Raw genomic sequence first — 25,107 nt, 5'->3', positions numbered from 1 at the left:
TGAATACCTAACGGGATACCGACTGTGCCAAACGTAATGCAGGAAACAGAACATGGATATTAACAACAAGGCCCGTATTCACTGGGCGTGCCGTCGCGGCATGCGCGAACTTGATATCTCCATCATGCCGTTCTTTGAATATGAGTATGACAGCTTAAGCGATGACGATAAGCGTCTGTTTGTTCGCCTTCTTGAGTCAGACGATCCGGATTTATTCAACTGGCTGATGAATCACGGCAAACCCGCCGACACCGAGTTGCAACGGATGGTGCAATTAATTCAAACACGGAATCGGGAACGTGGTCCTGTGGCAATCTGATCTTCGCGTCTCATGGCGCTCGCAGTGGATGTCATTACTGCTCCACGGCCTGGTTGCGGCCTTTGTTTTACTGATGCCGTGGCCGCTAAGCTATACGCCTCTGTGGTTATTGCTGCTGTCGTTTGTGGTTTTTGATAGCGTGCGCAGCCAGCGCCGGATCAACGCCCGTCAGGGCGAAATCAAACTGCTGATGGATTCCCGTCTGCGCTGGCAGGGGAAAGAGTGGGAGATCGTCGGTACACCGTGGATGCTTAGCGTTGGCATGATGCTGAGACTGCGCCAGCCTGAAGGTGGTCGTCGCCAGCACCTGTGGCTGGCTGCCGACAGTATGGATGCTGCGGAGTGGCGAGATCTGCGCCGGATGATGTTGCAACAACCGACGCAGGACTAAGTTCGCGTTAGCTGAACTTCTCGGCCATTTCACCCAGTATCTGCTCGCACCAGTTTTCCAGGCGTTCGTCGCTGAGGTCGTACTGGTTGGTTTCATCCAGGGCAAGCCCGACAAACAGCTGACCCTCCGCGATAATCGGTTTTTTGCTGGTGAACTCATAGCCTTCTGTTGGCCAGTAGCCGATAAACGTCGCGCCTTTCGGTGCCAGTTTATCGTGCAGCATGCCGAGCGCATCCAGGAACCACTCGCCATAGCCTAGCTGGTCGCCCATGCCGTACATCGCAATGATTTTGCCGTCGAGGTTGAGCGAATCGAGCTGATCCCAGATGGCTTCCCAGTCTTCCTGTATCTCGCCAAAGTCCCAGGTCGGGATGCCGAGGATCAGCACGTCGTACTGTTCCATCAGCGCGACGGCGTCATCTTTCAGGTTATGCAACGTCACCAGCTCCGGGCCGATGATGTCGCGAATTTTTTCCGCTGCCATTTCGGTATAGCAGGTACTGGAACCATAGAAAAGACCAATATTCATCGCGTAACGTTCTCAATTCTTACTCTGACTTTGCGCGTAGTGTACCAGAAACCGATGGCAATCAGGCATAATGCCCGGATTGCAGAATCAAAGAGGTTGATGTGGAAAAGGATCTCGCACTCATCGAACAGTTTCTCGACGCGCTGTGGCTGGAGAAAAACCTGGCCGAAAACACGCTCAGTGCCTATCGGCGCGATCTCACCATGCTGGTGGAATGGCTGGCACACCGGGAACTGACGCTTGAGAGTGTCCAACGCGATGACCTGCAGGCGCTGCTGGGTGAGCGGATGGACGGTGGCTACAAGGCCACCAGCTCCGCACGCCTGCTTAGCGCAATGCGTCGTCTGTTCCAGCATCTCTACCGTGAGAAGATCCGGGCGGACGATCCCAGTGCGCTGCTGGCATCGCCTAAACTTCCGCAGCGGCTGCCGAAAGATCTCAGCGAAGCGCAAGTTGAGAGATTATTACAATCACCCGCTGTTGACCTGCCGCTGGAGTTACGCGATAAAGCGATGCTTGAACTATTGTATGCTACCGGTTTGCGCGTTTCGGAACTGGTTGGCCTGACGATGAGCGATATCAGCCTGCGTCAGGGTGTGGTTCGCGTGATAGGTAAAGGGAACAAAGAACGGCTCGTCCCGCTGGGTGAAGAGGCGGTGTACTGGCTGGAGACGTATCTGGAGCACGGCAGACCGTGGCTTCTGAATGGCGTTTCTATCGATGTGCTGTTCCCCAGCCAGCGCGCGCAGCAGATGACGCGACAAACCTTCTGGCATCGCATCAAGCATTACGCCACACTGGCAGGCATTGACAGTGAAAAGCTGTCGCCGCACGTTTTGCGTCATGCCTTTGCGACGCATCTGCTAAACCACGGCGCTGATTTGCGCGTGGTGCAGATGCTGTTGGGACACAGCGATCTCTCAACAACGCAGATTTATACCCATGTCGCGACGGAACGCCTGCGGCAGCTACATCAACAGCACCACCCACGCGCGTGAGTGCCGACGAATTGTTACAGGATTAAATATGAAAAAGTCTTTTGCGCTGTTCACCCTGCTGGCAGCCTCATTTACCGGTTTTGCTCATGCTGACGACGCCGCCATCAAACAGTCTCTGACGAAACTGGGTGTCACCAGCAGCGACATTCAGCCCGCGCCCGTTGCGGGCATGAAAACCGTCTTAACCAACAGCGGTGTGCTGTACGTGACCGAAGACGGAAAGCACATCATTCAGGGGCCGATGTATGACGTGAGCGGTGCGCAACCGGTCAACGTGACCAACCAGCTGCTGATGAAAAACCTGAATGCGCTTGAAAAAGAGATGATCGTTTATAAAGCGGCGCAGGAAAAACACGTGATTACCGTCTTCACCGATATCACCTGCGGCTACTGCCACAAGCTGCATGAAGAGATGAAAGACTACAACGCGCTGGGTATTACCGTGCGTTACCTGGCCTTCCCGCGCGCAGGCGTGCAGAGCCAGCCAGAGCAGGACATGAAGGCTATCTGGTGTGCAAAAGACCGCAACAAGGCCTTTGATGATGCCATGAACGGCAATGGCGTTAAGCCTGCTTCCTGCGACATTGATATCGCAAATCATTATGCGCTGGGCGTACAGTTTGGCGTGACCGGTACCCCAGCCATCGTGCTGAGCAACGGCTACGTGGTGCCGGGCTATCAGGGACCAAAAGAGATGAAAGAGTTCCTCGACGCGCACCAGAAACAGACTGCGGGTAAATAATCCGCGTGAAAGCTCCGATAAAACTGCGCCGCCGCGAAGCGGCTGACACGGCTGATTTACCTGACGATCTTTCGCCGCTGCTGAAGCGGCTCTATGCCAGCCGCGGCGTGCGAACGGCGGACGATCTTGAGCGTAGCGTCAAAGGTATGCTGCCCTGGCAGCAGCTAAGCGGCGTCGAAAAGGCCACTGAAATGCTCTACAACGCGTTCCAGGAAGGGACGCGGATTGTGGTGGTGGGCGATTTCGATGCTGACGGCGCAACCAGTACCGCACTGAGCGTGCTCAGCCTGCGCGCGCTGGGCTGCGATAACGTCACCTATCTGGTGCCAAACCGCTTTGAAGACGGTTACGGTCTTAGCCCGGAAGTGGTCGATCAGGCTCACGCGCGCGGTGCGCAGATGATCCTGACCGTGGATAACGGGATCTCCTCCCATGCGGGTGTCGATCATGCGCATGCGCTGGGGATCCCGGTGCTGGTTACCGATCACCACCTGCCGGGGGAAACCCTGCCTGCCGCCGAAGCCATCATTAACCCCAACCTGCGCGACTGCGATTTCCCGTCGAAATCCCTGGCCGGTGTCGGCGTGGCGTTTTATTTGATGCTGGCGCTGCGAACGCTGCTGCGCGATAAGGGCTGGTTTGAGTCGCGCGGGATTGCCGTGCCGAACCTGGCCGAATATCTCGACCTGGTGGCGCTGGGTACCGTGGCGGACGTAGTGCCTCTTGATACCAACAACCGTATTTTGACCTGGCAGGGCTTAAGCCGCATCCGGGCGGGCAAGTGCCGTCCGGGGATTAAGGCGCTGCTGGAAATTTCAAACCGCGATCCGATCAAGCTGGCGGCAAGCGATCTCGGCTTTGCCCTCGGGCCGCGTCTTAATGCCGCCGGAAGGCTGGACGATATGTCCGTCGGCGTCGCGCTGCTGCTGTGCGACAACATCGGCGAGGCGCGCGTGCTGGCGAACGAGCTGGACGCCCTGAACCAGACCCGTAAAGAGATCGAGCAGGGGATGCAGGCCGAAGCGCTGACCCTGTGTGAAAAGCTGGAGCGCAGCGGCGATACGCTGCCGGGCGGCCTGGCGATGTACCATCCCGAGTGGCATCAGGGCGTGGTCGGTATCCTGGCGTCGCGCATCAAAGAGCGCTTCCACCGCCCGGTGATTGCGTTTGCCCCTGCGGGCGACGGCACGCTGAAAGGCTCCGGTCGTTCGATTCAGGGGCTGCACATGCGCGATGCGCTGGAGCGCCTGGATACGCTTTACCCGGGTCTGATGATCAAGTTTGGCGGTCACGCGATGGCGGCAGGCCTGTCGCTGGAAGAGGCCAAGTTCGACGAGTTTCAGCGGCTGTTTGGCGAGCTGGTGACAGACTGGATTGACCCTGCGCTGTTACAGGGCGAAGTGGTCTCCGACGGCGAACTTTCACCGGCTGAAATGACCATGGAGGTGGCCCAGATGCTGCGTGACGCGGGGCCGTGGGGGCAGATGTTCCCGGAACCGCTGTTCGATGGCCGTTTCCGCCTGCTGCAACAGCGAATTGTTGGCGAACGTCACCTCAAAGTGATGGTCGAGCCAGCCGGTGGCGGCCCGCTGCTGGACGGCATCGCCTTCAACGTTGACACCTCCATTTGGCCGGACAACGGCGTGCGGGAGGTTGAGCTGGCCTATAAGCTTGATATCAACGAGTTTCGTGGCAACCGCTCCCTTCAGATCATCATCGACAATATCTGGCCAATTTAGCGTCAGTAAAGCTACAAAAAAGGGCGTGGATTCGGTACAATCCCGCTCTTATCACCGCATTTTGACAAGCCCATAAAAGAAAACAGACCATGTTTGAAATTAATCCGGTAAAAAACCGCATTCAGGACCTCACGGAGCGCTCTGACGTTCTTAGGGGGTATCTTTGACTACGATGCCAAGAAAGAGCGTCTTGAAGAAGTAAACGCCGAGCTGGAACAGCCGGACGTCTGGAACGAACCTGAACGCGCGCAGGCGCTGGGTAAAGAGCGTTCCTCTCTCGAAGCGATTGTCGATACCCTGGACCAAATGTCTCAGGGGCTGGAAGATGTCTCTGGTCTGTTGGAACTGGCTGTAGAAGCCGACGACGAAGAAACCTTTAACGAAGCCGTGGCAGAACTCGACGTTCTGGAAGAGAAGCTGGCACAACTCGAATTCCGTCGTATGTTCTCCGGCGAATACGACAGCGCCGACTGCTATCTCGATATTCAGGCCGGTTCTGGCGGTACAGAAGCGCAGGACTGGGCGAGCATGCTGGCGCGTATGTATTTGCGTTGGGCAGAAGCGCGCGGTTTCAAAACCGAAATTATCGAAGAATCTGAAGGTGAAGTCGCGGGTCTGAAATCCATCACCATTAAGATTATTGGTGATTACGCCTACGGCTGGCTGCGTACTGAAACCGGCGTTCATCGCCTGGTACGTAAGAGCCCGTTCGACTCTGGCGGACGCCGTCATACCTCCTTCAGCTCCGCGTTTGTTTACCCGGAAGTGAAAGACGATATCGATATCGAAATCAACCCGGCCGATCTGCGTATTGACGTTTACCGCGCATCCGGTGCGGGTGGTCAGCACGTTAACCGTACGGAATCGGCGGTGCGTATTACCCACATTCCAACCAACACGGTTACGCAGTGCCAGAATGACCGTTCCCAGCATAAGAACAAAGACCAGGCCATGAAGCAGATGAAAGCGAAGCTTTATGAACTGGAAATGCAGAAGAAAAATGCTGAGAAACAGGCGATGGAAGACAACAAGTCCGACATCGGCTGGGGCAGCCAGATCCGTTCTTACGTCCTTGATGACTCCCGCATCAAAGACCTGCGTACCGGGGTTGAAACCCGTAACACGCAGGCGGTGCTGGACGGCAGCCTGGATCAATTTATCGAAGCAAGTTTGAAAGCAGGGTTATGAGGAACCAACATGTCTGAACAACAAGCACAGGGCGCTGACGCGGTAGTCGATCTTAACAACGAACTGAAAACCCGCCGCGAGAAGCTGGCAGCGCTGCGTGAGCAGGGCGTGCCGTTCCCGAACGATTTTCGTCGTGACCACACCTCAGACCAACTGCACGCAGACTTCGACGGTAAAGAGAACGAAGAGCTGGAAGCGCTGAACATCGAAGTGTCTGTGGCTGGCCGTATGATGACCCGTCGTATCATGGGTAAAGCGTCCTTCGTGACGCTGCAGGACGTTGGCGGCCGTATTCAGCTTTACGTTTCCCGTGATGACCTGCCGGAAGGCATCTACAACGAGCAGTTCAAGAAGTGGGACCTGGGCGATATCCTGGGCGCGAAAGGTAAGCTGTTCAAAACCAAGACCGGTGAACTCTCTATCCACTGCACCGAGCTTCGTCTGCTGACCAAAGCCCTGCGTCCGCTGCCGGACAAATTCCATGGCCTGCAGGATCAGGAAGCGCGCTACCGTCAGCGTTATCTGGACCTCATCTCTAACGATGAATCCCGCAAGACCTTCAAAATTCGCTCTCAGATCATGGCCGGTATCCGCCAGTTCATGGTCAACCGCGATTTTATGGAAGTAGAAACCCCAATGATGCAGGTGATCCCTGGCGGTGCGTCTGCGCGTCCGTTCATCACCCATCACAACGCCCTGGACCTGGACATGTACCTGCGTATTGCGCCGGAACTGTACCTGAAGCGTCTGGTGGTCGGTGGCTTCGACCGCGTGTTTGAAATCAACCGTAACTTCCGTAACGAAGGCATCTCCGTGCGCCATAACCCAGAGTTCACCATGATGGAACTCTATATGGCGTATGCGGATTACAAAGATCTGATCGAGCTGACCGAATCCCTGTTCCGTACTCTGGCGCAAGACATTCTGGGCACCACCGAAGTGCCTTACGGTGAAGAAGTCTTCGACTTCGGCAAACCGTTCGTCAAGCTGACCATGCGCGAAGCGATCAAGAAATACCGTCCGGAAACCGAGATGGCCGATCTGGATAACTTCGACTCAGCGAAAGCCATCGCGGAAAGCATCGGTATCAAGGTTGAGAAGAGCTGGGGTCTGGGCCGTATCGTGACCGAGATCTTCGAAGAAGTGGCCGAAGCGCACCTTATTCAGCCGACCTTCATCACCGAATACCCGGCGGAAGTCTCTCCGCTGGCGCGTCGTAATGACGTGAACCCGGAAATCACCGATCGCTTCGAATTCTTCATCGGTGGCCGCGAAATCGGCAACGGCTTCAGCGAGCTGAACGATGCAGAAGATCAGGCGCAGCGTTTCCAGGACCAGGTCGATGCGAAAGCGGCAGGCGACGACGAAGCGATGTTCTTCGACGAAGACTACGTGACCGCGCTGGAGCACGGCCTGCCGCCAACGGCGGGTCTGGGGATTGGTATCGACCGTATGGTGATGCTGTTCACCAACAGCCACACCATCCGTGACGTGATCCTGTTCCCGGCGATGCGCCCGGTGAAATAAGACGTTAAGATGTAAAAAAAGCCCCGAAAGGGGCTTTTTTATTGCGCCGCGAAGGCTTTGAGTTTATCGCGGGCGGTTGCCGCTTCCATGATCATCCACGGGCTAAAGGCCCAGGGCGTCGCGTCCAGCGCGCGGAATAATGTGTCCAGCTCAACCCACCGATAGTCCATCACTTCATCTTCGTTTATCGTCACGTCATTGGTGATGCGGGCAGCGAATACCGGGCAAATTTCATTTTCCACGATCCCGGACGGGTCGGCTTCCCGATAGCGAAACTCAGGGGCGACGGCGGTGATATCGGCCAGTTCTGCGCCCACTTCAAAGCGGCAGCGGCGGATTATTGCCTGTACCATCTCTTCACCTGACTGAGGATGGCCGCAGACCGAGTTGGTCCAGACGCCAGGCCAGGCTTTTTTGCTTAAGGCGCGTCGGGTAATCAGACATTCGCCGCGGGCATTAAAAAGCCAGCAAGAGAAGGCCAGATGCAGCGGGGTATGCGAGGTGTGCGCGGCATATTTTTCCTGAGTGCCAATCACCTTTCCCTGGTCATTTACCAAAATAACGTGTTCTTGAATACTCATTGATGCTCCAGTGCCAGAATGCCGAGTGGTTCAGCACCATCAGCCGGATCATTATACGGCATTCTTATACGAACGGTTTGGCACCTGGAGCGGAAAAGGGCATGACCCCTGTTCGTTTTGGCTGCTATCATAGTGCGCCATTTACGCTGACCGAGGATCTGTTTTGTTTGCAGGAAGCCTGACGAGAAACCCCATCACTGCTGTTGTTTGCCTGACGCTGACGCTACTTCTGGCGGGATGCTCGGGAAGCAAATCGTCGGATATGGGCAGCTATTCCGGTGCGGTCTATACCGTTAAGCGCGGGGATACCCTGTATCGCATTTCACGTGCAACGGGAACCAGCGTCAAGGATCTCGCGCGTCTGAATAACATCTCTCCCCCCTATACCATTGAGGTGGGGCAGAAACTGAAGGTCAATGGCGGCTCCTCTTCAGCCAAAAAAACCTCCTCAAAAGGCAAAACGGCCAAAGTGACGCCGTCTTATCAGGTGCCGAAGTCGTCCTGGCCACCGGTCGGGCAGCGCTGCTGGGTTTGGCCCGCCAGCGGTAAAGTTGTGATGCCTTATTCACTTTCTGAGGGCGGTAACAAAGGCATTGATATTGCTGCTGCGCGCGGCACGCCGGTCTATGCCTCCGGCGCCGGGAAGGTGGTCTACGTCGGCAACCAGCTGCGTGGATACGGGAATTTGATCATGATTAAGCACGGCGAAGATTACATCACCGCTTATGCGCATAACGACACGATGCTGGTCAATAACGGACAAAACGTGAAGGCGGGGCAGAAGATAGCCACCATGGGCAATACCGGGACGGACTCGGTGAAGCTGCATTTCCAGATCCGCTATAAGGCGACGGCTATCGATCCGCAGCGTTACCTCCCGGCGCAGGGCAGCAAACCGAAGTGCTAGGTGGTTATTTAATCGCCACTTGGTGATGCTGACACTTGTATGAAAAAGCGTAAGGTCTATAATGCCTTACGCACCTCAAAGCGGGCGTAGTTCAATGGTAGAACGAGAGCTTCCCAAGCTCTATACGAGGGTTCGATTCCCTTCGCCCGCTCCAGTCCCTGCTTCATCATCCGGTCCATCAAGCACGACAATCTCTTTTTTATTGATCGACAGCTTACGCTGCGCCGACAGCGTATCGAATGCGCGAGACAGGGTTGATTCAGAAATGCCGAGCAGCTGCGCCAGCTCTTTTTTGCTGAGCGGCAGTTCAAGAATGTTATGCTCGAAGCCATACTCCCTGTTGATATCCACCATAAGTTGGATAAATCCACGCACTTTTTGTACGCCGTCACGATTCACCAGCACGCTGATAAACTGCTGTTTTTCCCTCGCGGAGCGGGAGAGGATAGCAATGATAAAATGGGTGAAGCTGCTGGTTATCTGGCTCAGGTGATAGAAATGGGTATTTTGTAACTCACAAATTTCTGCCTCGGTGGCCGCCTGCACGCTGTACTGATAATGCTCGCTAAAGAGCTCCTCTGCCCCGATAACCTGACCGGGGAAGACAATTCCCTGAAGCGTTTGCTGAGCATCATAAATCTTCGCCACCCCACTCCTGAGCGCATACAATGCTTTTACTGTCGTTCCGTGCTGGTAGACAAATTCATTTTTAGCAATACGTTTTTTACGCGCGAAATCTTTAATAAACATGGGTTCCTGATGGTCGAAAAGATACGACTGGCATACCTCAGCAAACCCACACTTTGCACAGCTGACACAATTATTCTTCTTCATAACATCGGGTTCTTACTAAAACGTCAGGACTGTATAACGCAATTCATCAACGGTGAAAGTGAATTTCCAATCGTAATAAAGTTATTATCATGCTTGTGCAGGTACATAGAATATTCGCCGGTAAGAAATAATATCTTAATGGCAAGAGGCGAGATGGCTGCCGGGACATTGTCATGCGCCATGGGTTCGTGCGAAATGATTTTTATTCTGTAGGCGTTATTTTTAATATTGACATAGTTAAACTTTACATAGCGCGAGAACGTGTAGTTTTGTCCCTGATAGGAAACGTCACCGGATAAATTAAATTGTCCGGTTTTGTTCTTTGAAAATTCAAAGAATATGTTTCCTTTGAAATTGAATGCCTTTTCATTTGTGTTATCGGTATAGGTAAAATTGGCAAAGCACCGATCGTCGATATACGCCGAGGTGCGGTTAACCATTCCCCAGATAAGCGCACCTGTCAGGATCAGGACAGTCGCAGAAAGCGTTAGCGCAATCTTCATTTCATTTTCCAGTTAAAGGCGTAGTGATTTTCACAGTACGCTAGCGTTTCGTTTTCAGGATCTAAAGGACAAAAAGAGTAAAAAATGCGTCCGCTGCTGCCATAGAACACGCTGGGCTGAACGTTTACCGTTAACAGTGCTAAATGGTTTGCACATTTTTCTGCAAGCTGCGGCTGTGCCGACAGCAATACCTCATGTAACCGCTGCCGTTCATCGGCAGAAAGATGTTCATAGGTGGTGAGGGTACATTTTTCGAGCTTGCCTATCTCATTGACTCTGGAATAGCGTTCATTGGCTTTTGGCTGACTCCAGACCCATAAATTGGCCGCAATCAGCGCCAAAATAAGAAGCGCTGGGATGCTGTATTTAAGCGGCAACGACGGTATTTTCTTCTTTGCCGCAACGTTATCATTCCCGGGCGCTGGTGCACAGGGCTCATCCAGAAGCTGTACGTCAATATCGGCGGAAAAGTAAAACCCGACTTTTGGGACAACGATGATCGACTCTTCAATATCGGTCAGTGAGGTTAACGTCTTGCGTAAAATACTAATATATTGGTTGAGCGAAGAGCTAGACCCGGTATGCCCTGCGGATTCCCAAACGTGTTCCAGCAGATATTGACGCTCAAGCACTGTGCCCGGCGAAGCAATAAGCAGCGACAGAATACGGTTGGCCGTATTCGTCAGTTTTTGAGCCTCAAGGCGCTCTGCCCCGGGAAGAGTGAATTCCCCGCTCTCTGTATCGTAAATAACTTTGCTGGCAATCAAATATTTCATTAGCTGTTCTTTGGGCGTTAACACATCGCGACAAGCGCTTTTACACTGCCAATATTATGGTCCAGCAATGTTACGATGTCCCTGTCCAGTCTGTAATTTCTTGCTTCTTCGTGGAGTATAGCCATCGCCTTAGCGCTCTCCATCCCTTGTCTGTAGGGACGGTTTTCCGTCATGGCAGTAAACACATCCGCCACCGCAAGGATGCGAGACGGAATATCAAGTGAGGCGGCGCCTAACCTGAACGGATATCCACTGCCATCCAGCCGCTCGTGATGGTTGGCGGCCCAACGGATAATATCCCCCAGTTCAGAGATAGGATGCAGCATCACCAGCGTTTTGTAGCTGTGCTGCTTCATCGTGGCGTACTCAAAGGATTCGAGTTTGCCATGCTTTTCCAGGATATGGAGCGGCGTAAAGAGCTTGCCGATATCATGCAGATAGCCTGCAATACAGATCTTTTCTTGCATATCGACATCATAACCGTAGAGTTCAGCCAGGCGGGCCGCAACATGCGCTACGCTGGCGCTATGGGTGCGGGTGAAGCTGCTGTACTTATCGACGATTTTTGAGATGAGCTGGCACACTTCGAGAAAATCATGATGGTCGAGCATGTGGTCGTGCAGCGGGCTGATGGCGTTCAACACCTGGGAAAGCGAAGGATTGCCGAGGCGAAACCAAAAGCCATCCTGACGGGTAGATTCTCGCAGCGCCTGCTCCAGAGGGGCGGGCCACTGAATGGGGTGGGCAAAGAAATCCGAAATGACCCTTTCGCGTCGGGTAATAAAATCCCCGTCAATCCCGCGTAAATAGAGCTCAAAGGTATCCGCCATATTAACCAAATGATGTACCACAGGAAGATCGTCCGAGCCCGAGGAAGACCATGCGGTATGATGGTTCTCAAGGATCGGCGTGACGGGTTGCAGGAAACGGATCCCCGCCGTCATTGAACCCGCCAGCTGTTCGTGCCCATCAAGAAACCCTTCGCTGCCGGGAGAAAGGTGTTCACGGTCTTTACTCAGCGTACCAATGTCGTGCAGCATGCCAGCCAGAAAAGCGTTGCCGATCCCGGTTTTATCCAGCCCAATGCGCTGGCTTAAATACCAGGTGATGATGGCCGTGCGTTGTAAATGATTAACCAGATCGGCAGAGACCGGATGAATAATGTTATGTAATAAGTTAAGCACGGTTTGAACAGATATTTTCATGGCGTTTAATTGGCAGAGGTCTTAAAAAAGAAAGTCATTATCTACGTAAGTGAATTAGTCATAGCCGAACATGATTTGTGCGGTTGCGACCACCGTGCCGGTCGATAAGGCCGAGGCGTCATACACTCTGTAGTAAGCATGCAGAAGAATGTATTGCGTATCCTGAATGTCATCGTCCTTAACAATATCAAGGATCTGAGTGGCATTTCCCATGCTTGTGCTGCTGGAGAGTTTGACCTCTTCGAAATCCCCCATAAAAGATCGACTACGAATAGCAATACCGACCCCGCCCGCGGTTGTTTCATCATTTACCATCGTTTGCGAACTGCCGTCCGTAGTGATCACATCATTACTGGAAAGCCAGGCCTTAATATTCCGCGTAGATGTTTTTACGCCGGCAAGGTTTCCGCATTTGATGGGAATGGTGAAATCCGCCCCATTCGTTCTGCCGTACGTTTTAAGTTCTTTCAGCGGCGCAGGCGGAAGTTTTACCGTCATGTCACGCGTCATATTGCAGGTGGTTTCTTTCGGCTCGAATTGAATGGTCATTTTCTCGTACGCGAGGAAATAATCGGTATCCCAGCTTTTGCGCGCGGTATCTGACATCATGTTATTCCATGCCCTGGTCGCATACGTTTTAGAGGAGAGCAGGGGCGAGTCGGATCCCGAGCCGGTACCACTCATCACGGCAGGAATGACGCTCAGCGCACCGCTGGTGGTGGTTTTGGTATAGGTCGACACCCCAACAGGCGCGGATGAAAGTAACTCTGCTCGCAAGGTATATTGCGTCTGGTAGGAGAGCGAGTGTATCCCCACAATACCGCTCACAGTGACTTTACTGCTGCCGGTTATTTCAGAGGTCACTTTAATCCAGTAACTGTTTTCACCATCAGCACTGTTAAAATTCAAATACACCGGGTTGTTATTAAACCCAGTGAAATAGTAGAGGTGATCCTGAAATACTCCCCCAATACCCACGTTGCCATAGGTACAGGTCATACTCCCCGACCAGCTGGTGGTATATGTCTTTTCAACCACCGTCGAGGTGATAAATGCAGACGATAAATTAAGCGATTTATCCGCTTCCGCCACGCTTTTAAATATAATGCCGCTATTACGGCAGGTATCCCCCGTCACGCCTCGGGCCTGTGGTGCCGCCTGGGCTGAAAAGCCAGGGATCGTTATCAGGCTGAATACGGCAAAGATGAAAAATAAAGATTTGCTCATGATCGATTTCATACTCGTGGTCGGTTACCGGCAGATATTGACGGCATGCTCTGTCGGCTGCGTAATAACACAGGATTTTTTGATTTTGCCTTTACTGGTATTAATGCGAATTGCCTCTGGCTGTGCGTCAGACTTCACAAATATTTGGCTCCCCTGGGCGACGTAACCCAGTTCCTGATGATGGCTATCTGAAACCAATGCGCCGAAGGGGAGTTGATTGCCCTCGCTGTCCAGCACGTCGAAGGTATAAACCTTGCGCGTATCGGTCTTGTACTTCAGGTACGTTATGCTGCCTTCGTAAGGGGCAATATTAAGTAAATTCCCCTGTAAATCGACGTCGCTGCTTTTTGAACCATCCTGTTCCAGATGGAAGTTATTCAGCCGGTAAGGCGTTGCGCTGGCGATAAGGGCAATACCGTTGCGATTCGTGCGCGTAGAGGTATCCCCATTAACCACGGCGTTTTCGACGCCAAGGGCCTCGAGAATGACAAAGTTTCGGCCATTGTTTGGTGAGGTGATGACCCCACCGCGCCACGCGAGAATATTGCCGCTTGCGCCGAGGCTGGCCTGACGATACTCGCGCGAAAGCGTCATCCCGCTGTTCAGGCTGGTGACGCTGTTTTTCCAGTTGGTATAAAGATCGGCGGAGCGGGAATTACCCTCACTGTCATGCGCCAGCATAAGGCTGTAATCGACATCCTGGGCGCTGCCGCTCATGCTTATATCTGATGAAGCGTATTTCCCCTGCTGAACCGTCGCATGCGAAGCAACGCTTCCCGGACTGCCGAAGAGTGACATCGGAACATTGACGGAGAAATAAAGATTATTTTCCGTCTTCCCACGGGTGCGCAGCGACGTAACAACATCACCTTCGTAATCTGTTTCATAGTTGTAGTACGACTGAGTGACTTCAGAGCGGCGCAGTGATACCGCATAATTCACGCTGTTATACGCGTTGCTCCAGGTCAGATTATACTGGCGGCTGGTCTTTTGGCCGCGCCAGTAATCGCGCCAGTACGCCGTCAGGGAAAGTCGACCAAACCCATCGCCCAGCGGCTGGTTGAGGTTGGCGCTAAACGCCTGCTTGCTGTTGATGGTTGACGTGCCGGTGCCGCCATAATCCTGAATATTAGACTTCGCCAACACATAATCGTTGAACGATGCGTAATCCTGCGTGCGATAGTAATACGATGCCAGCGTCAGGTTAGTTTGCGTCGGGAAGGATTTACTCCATGAGAGCGCGTATTTTTCTCCCCGGCGTCGATTATCGCCCGGCAAGCGATACTGCGCTTGTTCAAGCGACGCTGATAGCGATCCCGCATAGGGAACAGAAAGAGCACCGCCGAGCAGAAAGGAGAAATAGTCCGCGCTCCAGATGCTCCCGGCGGTGGCCGTCACATAGTTATTAATACCGCGAGAGTAGCTGAACTGCGCAAACTGGCTGTGGTCATTGATGCCGCGCATGTCCACCTCACCGACGTTAAACTGGTAGTCGCTGGTACCGGGACGCAGCATGTCCGGGATAGACGAAAAGGGAACCGCAAAGCGCTCTATCGTTCCGCCGCTGTTCTTTACCTCAACAGAGAGATCCCCACGCGAGCCGGTGGGCATTAAATCGCGGATCGCAAAGGGCCCGGCAGGGACGGTAATCTGATGAATGATATGTCCATCCTGGTAAACGCTGACCACGGCCGAACTGGTGGCAATTCCGCTGATGACCGGCATATACACCCGTTCGCTGTCCGGCAGCATCTGACGGCTTTTATTCAGCGTCAGGCCGCGAAAACGAATCGTGTCAAAATAATCGGACGTGGTGTAGGTACGCCCCACGCGCATTAATGCCTCAATACCGACAATCGGTTTTTCAAGATAGCGTGTGGTGTTAATCCAATACCCTTTACCCATATTGCTGTAGCGCATCCACGTCGAGTTATCGAGGAGATGCCAGCCAGACATATTCAAGCCGCTGTTTAGCGATAAATAGATATTATCGCTGTTGGTATACCCTTCACGCAGGCCATAAAAGTTGTAATAGTTGAGGTTGTAGTTGGTAAATACCCCATTAATCCCCTGGTCCCATTTTTGTGGGGCCACCCAGTTCTGTTTTTCGGTCACCACAAAGGCCTGGGGGACTTCCAAATCCAGACGCAATTCTCCTGGCGTCAGCGTGCTTTTTCCGCCGTGTAGCAAGGTACTGATGTCGATTTGCCCGTTTGATTTATTCGCGACGAGATCGTCGAGATCGCGAATACCCAGTAGTGGCACATCATCTTTCGGAACAAGCACCGTCCCTTTACCGTCATTGGCAATCGTCATGTCGAATTTCCCGCGCCAGGCGTTATTCACATATACGTCGAGATCGTACGCGCCCGGTGTCATGACCAGTTTTGAATTGCTCCAGTCCATATCGGCTGAATTACCGACCAGCAGGCTGCTATTAAATGTCTCACCGCTCGCCCCAAAGGAACATAAGGCGAGGCTGACGGAGTGAACCAACAGGCTTTTACGAAACAGGGATCTGTTCTTCATCAGAATTGAACCAGGCATAGCCATAAAAATAATCAGTGAAGGGTGCTGAATCTTTTGGCGCCGTAATCATCAAGCCATGTAATACGATACTGAGAACCGGCCTGGATTTTGTTGGAAACCAGCGCGCAACCGTAAGGCGGAATAAAAGCGGTATCGCTCAGCAAATTATCGTCTCGATTCTGCTTTAATTTTCCGCCCTGCCAGGTCACAACCTGTGGAATGGTTAAATAGTAAGGGGAACTGTTTTTGAGACAGGTTTGACTTCCTGAGGTGGAAATAGTGACCTTTTCGACAATTTTACTGTCCAGTTCCTGCAACGAGGCGGGGCGATAAAACAGCTTAATGCGATTGCGAATCGCCACCTGGAGATAATTATCGTTGCTGCCTTCCGGCGTTGGCGGAACATCCAGCACGTTTAACCAAAATACGCTTTCTCTGTCTGAGGGCAGAGAGGCGGTATTGGTCGCGGCGATTTTTAGCGTTTGACCACTGTGGCCATCCATTTTGACGACCGGCGGCATGACGGAAAAGGGAACTTTAATCTTTTCCGGGGCAGCTGAAGCGTCACCTTGATCAAGCCAGGACTGTACCAGGTGAGTTTTATCGCTCTCATTCACTAATTGCACGGTAACGAATTTTGCTTCGCTGGAATAAATCACGCGCGTCTGGTTTATTACCACGCTGGCCTGAGCCGCGTGTGAAGCGAACGCAACGAAGAGAAAGAAAATATGTTTTTTCATGGTCATTAAAAACCGGGGATTGCTCCCCGGTTGGGCTATTAATCGTAGCTAAAGGAGTAAGTTGCGTCGGTAACGACTTTACCGGTCGTCACGGCAGAACCGCCGAAGTTGTAGTAATTCGCGTGCATGGTCAGCGTAACGCCGTCGGTACCGGAAACATCATCAGAAGTCAGACCGGTGTTGAACGCGGTGTCGAACGGAACGGCGGTGGTGCCATCCTTGGTCAGGGTAATACCGACCCCTTCAGCGCCGCTTTCGCTGTAGTTCTTCAGGTATTTACCGTCATCAGACAGGTTGCTGCTTGAGAAAGTGATTTTCAGCGTTTTGGTTGCGGTGTCGGCGGCAGTGCAATTTTTCAGACTCATGGTGAAGTCTTTATTATTGGCGCTGACAACGCCGGTACTGGTACCCATATCGGTCAGTGAAATAGGCGCCAGGTTCACCGTAAAATCGGAACCATTGTTGGTGGTCACGTCACAGGTTGTATCGGATACAGAACCATTGAAGGTGATTGTGCCACCCGCAACGCCGGTGCTTTCCGCTGCCATTGCCGCGCCCGAAAACATCATAGCGACTGCGATAACTGTTTTATTGAACATGCTTTTATTTCCCGTTTTCATCATCATTTTTGTCTCCCAGGCGGTTGAGCGCTGTGTTGCAGAACAACGTACCGCACCCCTTGCCTTTGGTTGGAATATAAGACCATTCTTGGTTGTTTTGGTAAACGTAAATATCGTTTAAATGATTTTTTTAAACCTAAATATCCAGATTTAAGTTTATGTATAGATTTATATGCTGCTTGGTTGTGTTGGCGCAGTGGCAGGGAGAGAGGAATGGCTATTTAAAATTATCGTCAAAATCGTCATTTGACGGAATTTACGCGTGCGATGGAGGGATAATTGAACATGTCGTTAAATAATTTAGTGCTTAATATCAATATTTTTAACATTGGGTATACATTCATTGCCGTGCGCGCGTGGGTAAAGTGGGTAGAAAAAAACGCGAATTGCGGACATGGCATCCAAATTCACATGCTCACTTTCTGCTACAGGCGTGCGGGAATATTTAAAATTAAACACCCTTTCTTTTTACCCTTGTTGTTTCTGTTGATATACCTGTCGGCAAATTCGTTATTCACCAGGCTGACAGATGAAAACACGACTCCTTCTGTGCTCGGGCTTATTGGCAACATCCTGCGCCCATGCTAGTGCCCTCTATTTTTATGAAGCAGGCACCGAAGATACCGCACTTGCTGGCGCAGGGCAGGCAGCGCGCGCGCAGGATGCTTCAACAATAATGACCAACCCGGCAGGCATGACGCGATTACCCGATCGTATTATCACCGGTGGGTTACAGGTGATGGACGGCTCCATCGACTACCAGCTGAATAACGATGCGCAGAGAAGCCCCGGCGATGTGATGAAAACCGTTCCCAATGCCAGCGCCTTTTATAGCCAGAAAATGACCGACGATCTTTATGCCGGTATTGGGCTTTACGGCAATTATGGCCTGGGGATCGATTACGGTAACTGGGCGGGCGACCGGCTGATCAAAAAGAGCACCATGGTAGCCATGACGCTCAGTCCGTCCGTGGCGTATAAACTTAACGATCGCCTCTCAATAGGGGCTTCCGCCAACGTTAACTACGGCTATTTTTCATTGACCCGCAATGTGAATGACGACGACCACCAGCAGCATGACCATGACTGGGCGATGAGCTATCGCCTGGGGCTGTTGATGCAGCTGACCGAACAGACGCGAGCCGGTATTACCTGGAACAGCAAGACGGACTATCACTACAGTATCGACGGCAAAGCACGCTTAGCGAGTGGCGCATACGAGCTCCCGGTGACGGCACAGGTCAGTGCGCCGCAGCAAATTATGCTCAGCGTTGTGCGCGATGTTAACCAGCAATGGTCGGTGATGGGCGATCTCGGTTGGCAGGACTGGAGCCAGTTCGGTGCGCCACAAATCACGGTGAGCGGGGAGACGCTTAACAACGTCAGCCGCATGAAAGATACCTGGCATGGTGCGCTCGGCGTGCAGTATCGCCCAACAGAACAGTGGCGGTTGAATGCCGGTGTCGCCTTTGATAGCTCGCCGTACCACAGCCAGAGTGATGTGGCGATGACGTTACCGACCGGCGACGAATGGCGGTTCGGTACAGGCGCGCAGTATCAGATCACGCCAGCCAGCAATATTGGTGTTGCCGTCGAGTATCTTCACATGCAGTCATCGCATGTGAAATCACCGTCTGTCTTTGCGGGAAGCTATGATAACCCCCATCTTTGGTTTGCCAGCGTAAACTATAGCTATCAGTTTTAATTCGGTAACTGTTTAAATTATAGGGTCTATACTGGCAGTTACCCGATGTTATAAGGTTGTGCCATGCATATTTTACCGCCCGTTCGTCCTGAACAATCGATTGAACGACTGACCGCGATCCTTGAGCCGATAGCGGAGAAAATGAAAGTTGTGCCGCGCAAGCGCGTGACGTGGAAACATAAAGGTCGGCAGCAAATGTATCTCTTTTTAGAGGGCGGATTGTCCCTGCTGCGCGCGTCCGACGGCCTGCTGCTGGTCACGGTTTACGAACCCCATCTCTTCGGTATTGCAGAAATGATCCAGCCAACGCAGGGGCATATGTTGCGAGTGGAAACCGAGTCGACAATTTTACGTGTGGATGCCGAACGTGCGGCGGAACTGTTCCGCCAGCAGGGGGTATGGGAAGAGGTGGCCGCACTTCTCTCCTATCATACAGCCTATTTAATTTATCGGGATGCCCAGGTCCTGCAGCAACGGACTTATTCCGTTATTCGCAACCATCTTCAGGAGATGATCTTATTACCTGAGGAAGCACGAATGCGCACGACGATCCTCGAATATATCCAGGACCGTACGCTGTTGTCGCGCAGCAGTATTCTCAACGTATTATCGGCCCTGAAGCAAGGTGAATATATCTCGTTTAAAAGAGGTGGGTATCTCCTTGAAATCAGAAATTTACCGGAGTCGTTTTAATATCAGTTTAAAATTAAACTAAAAACGAATTAACGACCTTCTCGTTTTTGTTTACTGTTTGCTCACCGAAATTAATTTTGACGAAGCAAACAGGATACGTATGAAAAAGACATTGGTAGCTTTAATTCTGGTAAATGCATGTACCGCCACGACCGCTTTTGCCGCCGCAGACGCAGGCACCTGGTATAGTGGGGCGAAATTTGGCTGGTCACATTATTTTGACACCAATACAGGCTCTAAAGCACTCGAGAGTAATAACAGCGCTAACCATTTTGATATCGACCACGATAATGTCGGCGGCGGTGTCTATACGGGTTACCAAATTATGCCATGGCTTGCGGTTGAAGGCGGTTATGATTATCTGGGCAATATGCAGATAAAAGGCCAGCATAGCGCGGGTGGACAAATGAAAGCCCAGGGCCTGCAGATGTCTTTAAAAGCCAGCTATGCCGTGACGAACAATTGGGATATCTATGGCCGTGCGGGTGCGATGGGCTACCGTGCTGAATCTGATGTGAGTGGTCACAATCGTTTTGAGACCGGTGTTCGCCCGCTTGCGGCAGTCGGTACGGAATACGCATTCAATAAAAACTGGGCTGGCCGCGTGGAGTACCAGTGGGTCAGCAACGTGGGTAATGCCAACCAGATTGGCGTCAGCAGCGATATTAGCTCCGTTACGGCGGGGTTGACCTACCGCTTTGGTCAACACGATTAGTCCCTGTGTTCTTTTCGATGATAAAAAAGCCCGGCTACCCTGTAGCCGGGCTTTTTATCGTTTAACCCGTTATTAAGGGTTTCAGGACGAGATTGATATTTCTCAGGCCAGCTTCATTTTTATCTTTCAGGTATTGCTGGTTCACCATATCTAACTGTTCCAGCCTGGTGAGGGAGGCGTAGACGGATTGGACGGGACTGTCTTCTTTAAAGATATCTTTTGCCGAGGCATTCTGAAGATACTGTGATTTGAGGCTGCGTGTTAATGAATCAATTTGCTTTTTATTCTGCTGGTAGAGCGACGCAATATGTGACGTTTGTACTGCGGGTAGTTTCTCGCCAGGTAAAATTAAAGGAACCTGCATGTGGTTAATCTGTTCGACTTTATCGGGTGGAGCAGAGCGACAGGCGGTTAAGGTGCTCAGGCTAAATATAACGATAAAAAATGGCGTTATCTTCATTGGTTATCCTGGAGTGAATAAATGGAGTGAACATTATCCTGCCAGGCAATGACGACAACAGATTAAGTTTGTTTATTTTTAAACGTTATTTGAGTGGGGAAAGAAATAATTGGCTGGTAACCTTATTTCCTAAACACATATCCGAACGTAATTATGACGTGTAGGGGATTTATGAAACTGAAAATTCTTGTTAACGCAATGACCGTTGCCGGTCTGTTATCCACCTCGCTGGTGGCCGCTCCTGCCATGGCGCAGTCAACGGCAAAAGAAGCTACCACCCATACCAAAGCAAATAATGATGCGCTGTATGGCCAGCTGCCATTTTTTGATAAAACCGATTTCAGCAACGCCCATAAAGGCTTTATTGCTCCGCTGCCAAAGGATGTTATTAAGGGTGAAAAGGGCAATGTTATCTGGAACCCGCAGCAATACGCTTTTATCAAAGAAGGGCAAAAAGCACCGGATACGGTAAACCCAAGCCTGTGGCGTCAGGCGCAGCTGATTAACATCAGCGGCCTGTTCGAAGTGACGGACGGCGTTTACCAGATCCGTAACCTCGACCTGTCAAACATGACCATCATGGAAGGCAAAGAGGGGATCACGGTTATCGATCCGCTGGTCTCTGCCGAAACCGCTAAAGTGGGGATGGATCTCTATTATAAAAACCGCGGTAAACGTCCGGTGGTGGCGGTGATTTATACCCATAGCCACGTTGACCACTATGGCGGCGTGCGCGGCGTGGTTGACGAAGCCGATGTGAAATCGGGCAAAGTGAAAGTCTATGCCCCGGCCGGCTTTATGAAAGAAGCGGTCTCCGAAAATATCATGGCCGGGAATGCGATGAGCCGCCGCGCCAGTTACATGTACGGCAACCTGCTGAAGCCGGACGCAAAAGGCCAGGTTGGCGCGGGTCTCGGGACGACCACGTCTGCCGGGACGGTGACGCTGATCGAGCCGACTCATTACATCACCGAAGATGGTCAGAAAGAGGTTATCGACGGTCTGACGTATGACTTTATGATGGCGCCGGGGTCAGAAGCGCCGTCTGAAATGCTGTGGTACGTTGAAGAGAAGAAGATGATTGAGGCGGCGGAAGATGTGACCCACACGCTGCATAACACCTACTCATTACGCGGAGCGAAGATCCGCGACCCGCTGGCCTGGTCGAAATACATCAACAGCGCCATTGAGCGTTGGGGTGATAAGGCTGAAATCATCATGGCGCAGCACCACTGGCCGACGTGGGGCAACGACAACGTGGTGAAGCTGATGAAAAGCCAGCGCGATATGTACCGGTATATCAATGACCAGACGCTGAGACTGGCGAACAAAGGGCTGACGCGTGATGAAATCGCGGCCAATTTTGCGCTGCCGGACGGGTTAGCCAAATCCTGGTCGGGCCGCGGCTATTACGGCTCGGTAAGCCATGACGTGAAAGCGACCTATGTGTTTTACCTCGGCTGGTTCAACGGTAATCCGGCAACGCTCGACGAACTCCCGCCCGTCGATGCCGCGAAAAAATATGTTCACTATATGGGCGGTGCCAGCGCCATCCTTGAAAAAGCCCAAGCCGATTATGCGCAGGGTAACTACCGCTGGGTCGCGCAGGTGGTAAGCAAGGTTGTGTTTGCCGATCCATCAAACAAAGCGGCGCGTAATCTGGAAGCGGATGCGCTCGAACAGCTGGGGTATCAGGCGGAGTCGGGCCCGTGGCGTAACTTCTATCTGACCGGCGCGCAGGAACTTCGTAACGGCGTACAGAAATTGCCGACGCCGAATACCGCCAGCCCGGATACGGTTCGCGCCATGTCCCCTGAGATGTTCTTTGACTTCCTCGGGGTGCACATCAATGGCATGAGAGCGGCGAATGCAAAAGCGGTGTTCAACGTTGACCTGGGTAAAGATGGCGGTCAGTACAAGCTGGAGCTTGAGAACGGCGTGCTGAATCACAGCGCGAATACGGTCGCAAAAGCGGCGGATGCCTCAATCACACTCAGCCGCGATACGCTGAACAAAATCATCCTCAAGGAGACCACGCTGAAACAGGCGCAGGAGAAGGGGGATGTGACGGTGACAGGCAATCAGGCGAAGCTTGATGAGCTGCTGAGCTATATGGATAGCTTTGATTTCTGGTTCAACATCGTCACTCCGTAGACGCAAAAAAGGCTGCTCACGCAGCCTTTTTATTTTTAGATAGTCCCGTCGCCCCCGTCCGAGCACCACACTTGCCCGGAGGTAAACGAACATTCGTCAGAGGCTAACGTCACGTACAGCGGCGCGATTTCAACGGGCTGGCCCGGACGTCCCAGCGGGGAACTCTCGCCAAAGTGTTTCACTTTCTCCATCGGCTGCCCGCCGCTCGACTGAAGAACCGTCCAGTAAGGCCCCGGCGCAACGGCGTTGACGCGAATCCCTTTAGGTCCCAGCTGTTTCGCTAAGGCCTTGGTAAATACCGCCAGGCAGGCTTTCGTCTGCGCGTAATCGAGCAGCACGGCGCTCGGCTGTACCGCCTGCACGGAGGAGGTATTGATGATCGACGCAGGCGCTTTCAGGTGACGCAGCGCCGCTTTGGTGATCCAGAAGGGCGCGTAAACGTTGGTTTTGAAGGTGGCGTCAAAATCTTCGGTGGTGAGTTCTTCCAGCGTCTCGCGATACTGCTGGCGACCGGCGTTATTGACCAGAATATCCAGCCCGCCAAGTTTTGCTACCGCCTCTTCCACCAGGTTCTGGCAAAAGGTCTCGTCACGCACGTCGCCGGGAAGCGCGACGGCTTTCCGTCCCTCGGCTTCGATCAGCGCAATCACCTCAGCGGCGTCCTGCTCCTCTTCGGGCAGATAGTTAATGGCGACGTCGGCACCTTCGCGGGCATAGGCAATCGCCACGGCGCGACCAATACCCGAATCACCGCCGGTGATCAGGGCCTTCTTACCGGCCAGTCGGCCATGCCCTTTATAGCTCTTTTCCCCGTGATCGGGCACGGGTTGCATCTCGGACGCCAGACCCGGCGGCGTTTGCGGCTGCTCAGGGAACGGCGGTTTTGGGAAAGCGTTGGTACGTTGTGTGGTATCACTCATTGCTGACTCCTTACAGGCCAAGGGGTGAGATTTGATGGATAGTGACAGCGTTAACGCTTCGCTGAATTTATTTCTGCAGATGATCGACGCGTACGACAGGAGGTGATGATTTCTTATCCAGTGAGCCGTTAATACTGATCATCTGATCGGGTTTGACGGTTCTGTCGTCAAACACCGCTTTAGGGATAATGACGTCTATTTTTCCCGTTTTATCCTGGAAAACATATTTGTCGCCGCTTCCGTCAATCAGGTTTCCGCGCAGTGAGATGGTTGCGCCGTCATGCATTCCTTTTGCCTGAGTAATGGTCATAATCCGCGCGTCATCAGTGCCTCGATAACCGTCGTCCAGCGCATGAGGCGGGGGTGGCGCTTCGCCTTTTTGTAACCCGCCGTTATTATCTGCCCAGGCGGCGGGAACCAGTAATATTAATAAGGCTGAAATGACTGATAATTTCATCCGATATCCTTCATTTTGGCTGTCTTGACTTATTAAGTATTGTTGCTATTCCTTTATGTGGCAAATGTGATAAGTCCTAAAAGCATTTGCTTATAGAAATCATAAATTTCGACAAATAAGCGAAGCGGTGATAGCGACGATGAATCGTAAAAATGAAAAGCTGCCCGGGATAAATGAAAGTTATCGTTTACTGACGTTCGAGTATGCATTTCGGCAGATCGGTTTTATCCTGTTGCTGGCTATTATTATCGCGGCGATTGCCGGTCTGTTTTCGAGCGGGGCGGTCAGTGATACTGAAAAAATGAATTCGGCAAAAACGCTCACTCTCAACTATGAGCGTTTTGGACGCCGGGAAACAGAGTTTCCGCTGCAGATCGCCTTCCCGGTAAAAACCCAGGGGGAATACGTCATCAGCATGGCGAGCGAGAGCGGTGATGTCTATGAGCCGGGCAGCATCTGGCCGCAGCCTGACAGCATGTACAGCCGGGGAGATACGCTGTTTTTCGTCTATAACAACCTAAAATATAATGAAAAATTCACCGTCAGACTATTTCTGACGCCGTCGAAGGCGGGGAAGTGGGCAAATGCAATTCGTGTAAACAACGAGCCAGAAATTCGCTTCTGGCAGTTCATTTACCCTTAGGAGGC

At 52.3% G+C, this 25,107-nt stretch carries 26 protein-coding genes and 1 tRNA gene; 14 read left to right on the top strand and 13 right to left on the bottom strand.

What is annotated here, in order from left to right; genetic code table 11:
• The first annotated feature begins 52 nt into the window (after nt 1–52).
• Both sdhE and ACOQH0_RS18700 read left to right on the top strand, forming a co-directional pair.
• Nucleotides 53–319 carry an FAD assembly factor SdhE gene (gene sdhE / locus ACOQH0_RS18705; protein ID WP_010435322.1) on the top strand — a complete coding sequence of 89 codons (267 nt, stop codon included), beginning with the start codon at nt 53–55 and terminating at the stop codon, nt 317–319.
• The gene (locus tag ACOQH0_RS18700) at nt 300–710 is read left to right on the top strand and encodes a protein YgfX (protein ID WP_010435320.1); all 411 of its coding nucleotides are present in this window, start codon (nt 300–302) and stop codon (nt 708–710) included. The genes sdhE and ACOQH0_RS18700 overlap by 20 nt, the downstream gene beginning before the upstream one ends.
• A 7-nt stretch (nt 711–717) precedes the next feature.
• On the opposite strand, the gene fldB is transcribed toward ACOQH0_RS18700, so the two are convergent.
• Nucleotides 718–1,239 carry a flavodoxin FldB gene (fldB, locus tag ACOQH0_RS18695; protein ID WP_010435318.1) on the bottom strand — a complete coding sequence of 174 codons (522 nt, stop codon included), beginning with the start codon at nt 1,237–1,239 and terminating at the stop codon, nt 718–720.
• Nucleotides 1,240–1,340: 101 nt separating this feature from the next.
• On the opposite strand from fldB, the gene xerD reads away from it, so the two are divergent.
• From xerD to lysS, 5 genes are all read left to right on the top strand, one after another.
• Nucleotides 1,341–2,237 carry a site-specific tyrosine recombinase XerD gene (gene xerD / locus ACOQH0_RS18690; RefSeq protein ID WP_089600303.1) on the top strand — a complete coding sequence of 299 codons (897 nt, stop codon included), beginning with the start codon at nt 1,341–1,343 and terminating at the stop codon, nt 2,235–2,237.
• 28 nt (nt 2,238–2,265) lie between these two features.
• Nucleotides 2,266–2,979, top strand: a complete 714-nt coding sequence (gene dsbC, locus ACOQH0_RS18685) for a bifunctional protein-disulfide isomerase/oxidoreductase DsbC (protein ID WP_421510972.1) — start codon at nt 2,266–2,268, stop codon at nt 2,977–2,979.
• 5 nt (nt 2,980–2,984) lie between these two features.
• Nucleotides 2,985–4,718, top strand: a complete 1,734-nt coding sequence (gene recJ, locus ACOQH0_RS18680; protein ID WP_421510971.1) for a single-stranded-DNA-specific exonuclease RecJ — start codon at nt 2,985–2,987, stop codon at nt 4,716–4,718.
• Nucleotides 4,719–4,807: 89 nt separating this feature from the next.
• A protein-coding gene (gene prfB / locus ACOQH0_RS18675) for a peptide chain release factor 2 (RefSeq protein ID WP_108416304.1) occupies nt 4,808–5,906 on the top strand; the annotation gives its coding sequence in 2 pieces (ribosomal slippage) (nt 4,808–4,882 and nt 4,884–5,906; 1,098 coding nt in all).
• 9 nt (nt 5,907–5,915) lie between these two features.
• Nucleotides 5,916–7,433, top strand: a complete 1,518-nt coding sequence (gene lysS, locus ACOQH0_RS18670; RefSeq protein ID WP_010435299.1) for a lysine--tRNA ligase — start codon at nt 5,916–5,918, stop codon at nt 7,431–7,433.
• A gap of 38 nt (nt 7,434–7,471) precedes the next feature.
• Here the strand turns inward: lysS and idi are convergent, their stop codons facing one another.
• On the bottom strand, nt 7,472–8,014 hold the full coding sequence (gene idi, locus ACOQH0_RS18665; RefSeq protein WP_421510970.1) for an isopentenyl-diphosphate Delta-isomerase: 543 nt from the start codon (nt 8,012–8,014) through the stop codon (nt 7,472–7,474).
• 163 nt (nt 8,015–8,177) lie between these two features.
• Between idi and actS the strand changes: the two genes are divergently transcribed.
• Both actS and ACOQH0_RS18655 read left to right on the top strand, forming a co-directional pair.
• The gene (gene actS / locus ACOQH0_RS18660) at nt 8,178–8,921 is read left to right on the top strand and encodes an amidase activator ActS (RefSeq protein ID WP_421510969.1); all 744 of its coding nucleotides are present in this window, start codon (nt 8,178–8,180) and stop codon (nt 8,919–8,921) included.
• Between the two features lie 80 nt (nt 8,922–9,001).
• Nucleotides 9,002–9,075 (top strand) — tRNA-Gly (locus ACOQH0_RS18655).
• Here the strand turns inward: ACOQH0_RS18655 and ACOQH0_RS18650 are convergent.
• The 8 genes from ACOQH0_RS18650 to ACOQH0_RS18615 form a co-directional block, all read right to left on the bottom strand.
• Nucleotides 9,042–9,671 carry a Crp/Fnr family transcriptional regulator gene (locus ACOQH0_RS18650; RefSeq protein WP_421510968.1) on the bottom strand — a complete coding sequence of 210 codons (630 nt, stop codon included), beginning with the start codon at nt 9,669–9,671 and terminating at the stop codon, nt 9,042–9,044. The two genes, ACOQH0_RS18655 and ACOQH0_RS18650, sit on opposite strands and share 34 nt — an antisense overlap.
• A gap of 107 nt (nt 9,672–9,778) precedes the next feature.
• A complete protein-coding gene (locus ACOQH0_RS18645; protein ID WP_218308375.1) occupies nt 9,779–10,258 on the bottom strand; it encodes a hypothetical protein in 480 nt (159 codons plus the stop codon).
• On the bottom strand, nt 10,255–11,034 hold the full coding sequence (locus ACOQH0_RS18640) for a winged helix-turn-helix domain-containing protein (protein WP_253179000.1): 780 nt from the start codon (nt 11,032–11,034) through the stop codon (nt 10,255–10,257). Before ACOQH0_RS18640 ends, ACOQH0_RS18645 begins: the two co-directional genes overlap by 4 nt.
• A gap of 17 nt (nt 11,035–11,051) precedes the next feature.
• Nucleotides 11,052–12,239: an HD domain-containing phosphohydrolase gene (locus ACOQH0_RS18635; protein WP_421510967.1), complete on the bottom strand. Its 1,188-nt coding sequence runs from the start codon at nt 12,237–12,239 to the stop codon at nt 11,052–11,054.
• Nucleotides 12,240–12,293: 54 nt separating this feature from the next.
• Entirely contained in the window at nt 12,294–13,466 is a 1,173-nt protein-coding gene (locus ACOQH0_RS18630; RefSeq protein ID WP_253178999.1) for a fimbrial protein, read from the bottom strand.
• Nucleotides 13,467–13,490: 24 nt separating this feature from the next.
• The gene (locus tag ACOQH0_RS18625; RefSeq protein WP_421510966.1) at nt 13,491–15,995 is read right to left on the bottom strand and encodes a fimbria/pilus outer membrane usher protein; all 2,505 of its coding nucleotides are present in this window, start codon (nt 15,993–15,995) and stop codon (nt 13,491–13,493) included.
• A 32-nt stretch (nt 15,996–16,027) separates the two neighbouring features.
• Complete coding sequence (locus tag ACOQH0_RS18620; RefSeq protein WP_421510965.1) at nt 16,028–16,654, bottom strand: molecular chaperone; 627 nt, start codon at nt 16,652–16,654, stop codon at nt 16,028–16,030.
• A 119-nt stretch (nt 16,655–16,773) separates the two neighbouring features.
• Nucleotides 16,774–17,334, bottom strand: coding sequence for a fimbrial protein (locus tag ACOQH0_RS18615; protein ID WP_029485186.1), 561 nt, complete (start codon nt 17,332–17,334; stop codon nt 16,774–16,776).
• 550 nt (nt 17,335–17,884) lie between these two features.
• Here ACOQH0_RS18615 and ACOQH0_RS18610 point away from each other — a divergent pair.
• The 3 genes from ACOQH0_RS18610 (at nt 17,885) to ACOQH0_RS18600 (ending at nt 20,468) form a co-directional block, all read left to right on the top strand.
• Entirely contained in the window at nt 17,885–19,060 is a 1,176-nt protein-coding gene (locus ACOQH0_RS18610) for an OmpP1/FadL family transporter (protein WP_421510964.1), read from the top strand.
• A 63-nt stretch (nt 19,061–19,123) separates the two neighbouring features.
• On the top strand, nt 19,124–19,753 hold the full coding sequence (locus tag ACOQH0_RS18605) for a helix-turn-helix domain-containing protein (RefSeq protein WP_421510963.1): 630 nt from the start codon (nt 19,124–19,126) through the stop codon (nt 19,751–19,753).
• A gap of 100 nt (nt 19,754–19,853) precedes the next feature.
• On the top strand, nt 19,854–20,468 hold the full coding sequence (locus ACOQH0_RS18600) for an outer membrane beta-barrel protein (protein WP_421510962.1): 615 nt from the start codon (nt 19,854–19,856) through the stop codon (nt 20,466–20,468).
• Nucleotides 20,469–20,529: 61 nt separating this feature from the next.
• On the opposite strand, the gene ACOQH0_RS18595 is transcribed toward ACOQH0_RS18600, so the two are convergent.
• Nucleotides 20,530–20,928, bottom strand: coding sequence for a hypothetical protein (locus ACOQH0_RS18595; RefSeq protein WP_421510961.1), 399 nt, complete (start codon nt 20,926–20,928; stop codon nt 20,530–20,532).
• A 171-nt stretch (nt 20,929–21,099) separates the two neighbouring features.
• On the opposite strand from ACOQH0_RS18595, the gene ACOQH0_RS18590 reads away from it, so the two are divergent.
• A complete protein-coding gene (locus tag ACOQH0_RS18590; RefSeq protein ID WP_421510960.1) occupies nt 21,100–23,082 on the top strand; it encodes an alkyl/aryl-sulfatase in 1,983 nt (660 codons plus the stop codon).
• A 35-nt stretch (nt 23,083–23,117) separates the two neighbouring features.
• Here ACOQH0_RS18590 and ACOQH0_RS18585 read toward each other — a convergent pair whose 3' ends face one another.
• Nucleotides 23,118–24,002, bottom strand: coding sequence for an SDR family oxidoreductase (locus tag ACOQH0_RS18585; RefSeq protein WP_120158703.1), 885 nt, complete (start codon nt 24,000–24,002; stop codon nt 23,118–23,120).
• 67 nt (nt 24,003–24,069) lie between these two features.
• On the bottom strand, nt 24,070–24,459 hold the full coding sequence (locus ACOQH0_RS18580; protein ID WP_172701766.1) for a YdeI family stress tolerance OB fold protein: 390 nt from the start codon (nt 24,457–24,459) through the stop codon (nt 24,070–24,072).
• 139 nt (nt 24,460–24,598) lie between these two features.
• Here ACOQH0_RS18580 and ACOQH0_RS18575 point away from each other — a divergent pair, with 139 nt between their 5' ends.
• Nucleotides 24,599–25,102, top strand: a complete 504-nt coding sequence (locus ACOQH0_RS18575) for a hypothetical protein (RefSeq protein ID WP_421512370.1) — start codon at nt 24,599–24,601, stop codon at nt 25,100–25,102.
• Nucleotides 25,103–25,107 lie beyond the last annotated feature (5 nt).

The organism is Enterobacter sp. JS8-1 (genome assembly GCF_049187015.1).
Lineage (GTDB): Bacteria > Pseudomonadota > Gammaproteobacteria > Enterobacterales > Enterobacteriaceae > Enterobacter > Enterobacter mori.
The sequence above is the reverse complement of the archived record's forward strand: the minus strand, read 5'-3'. Positions and strand labels throughout refer to the sequence as shown.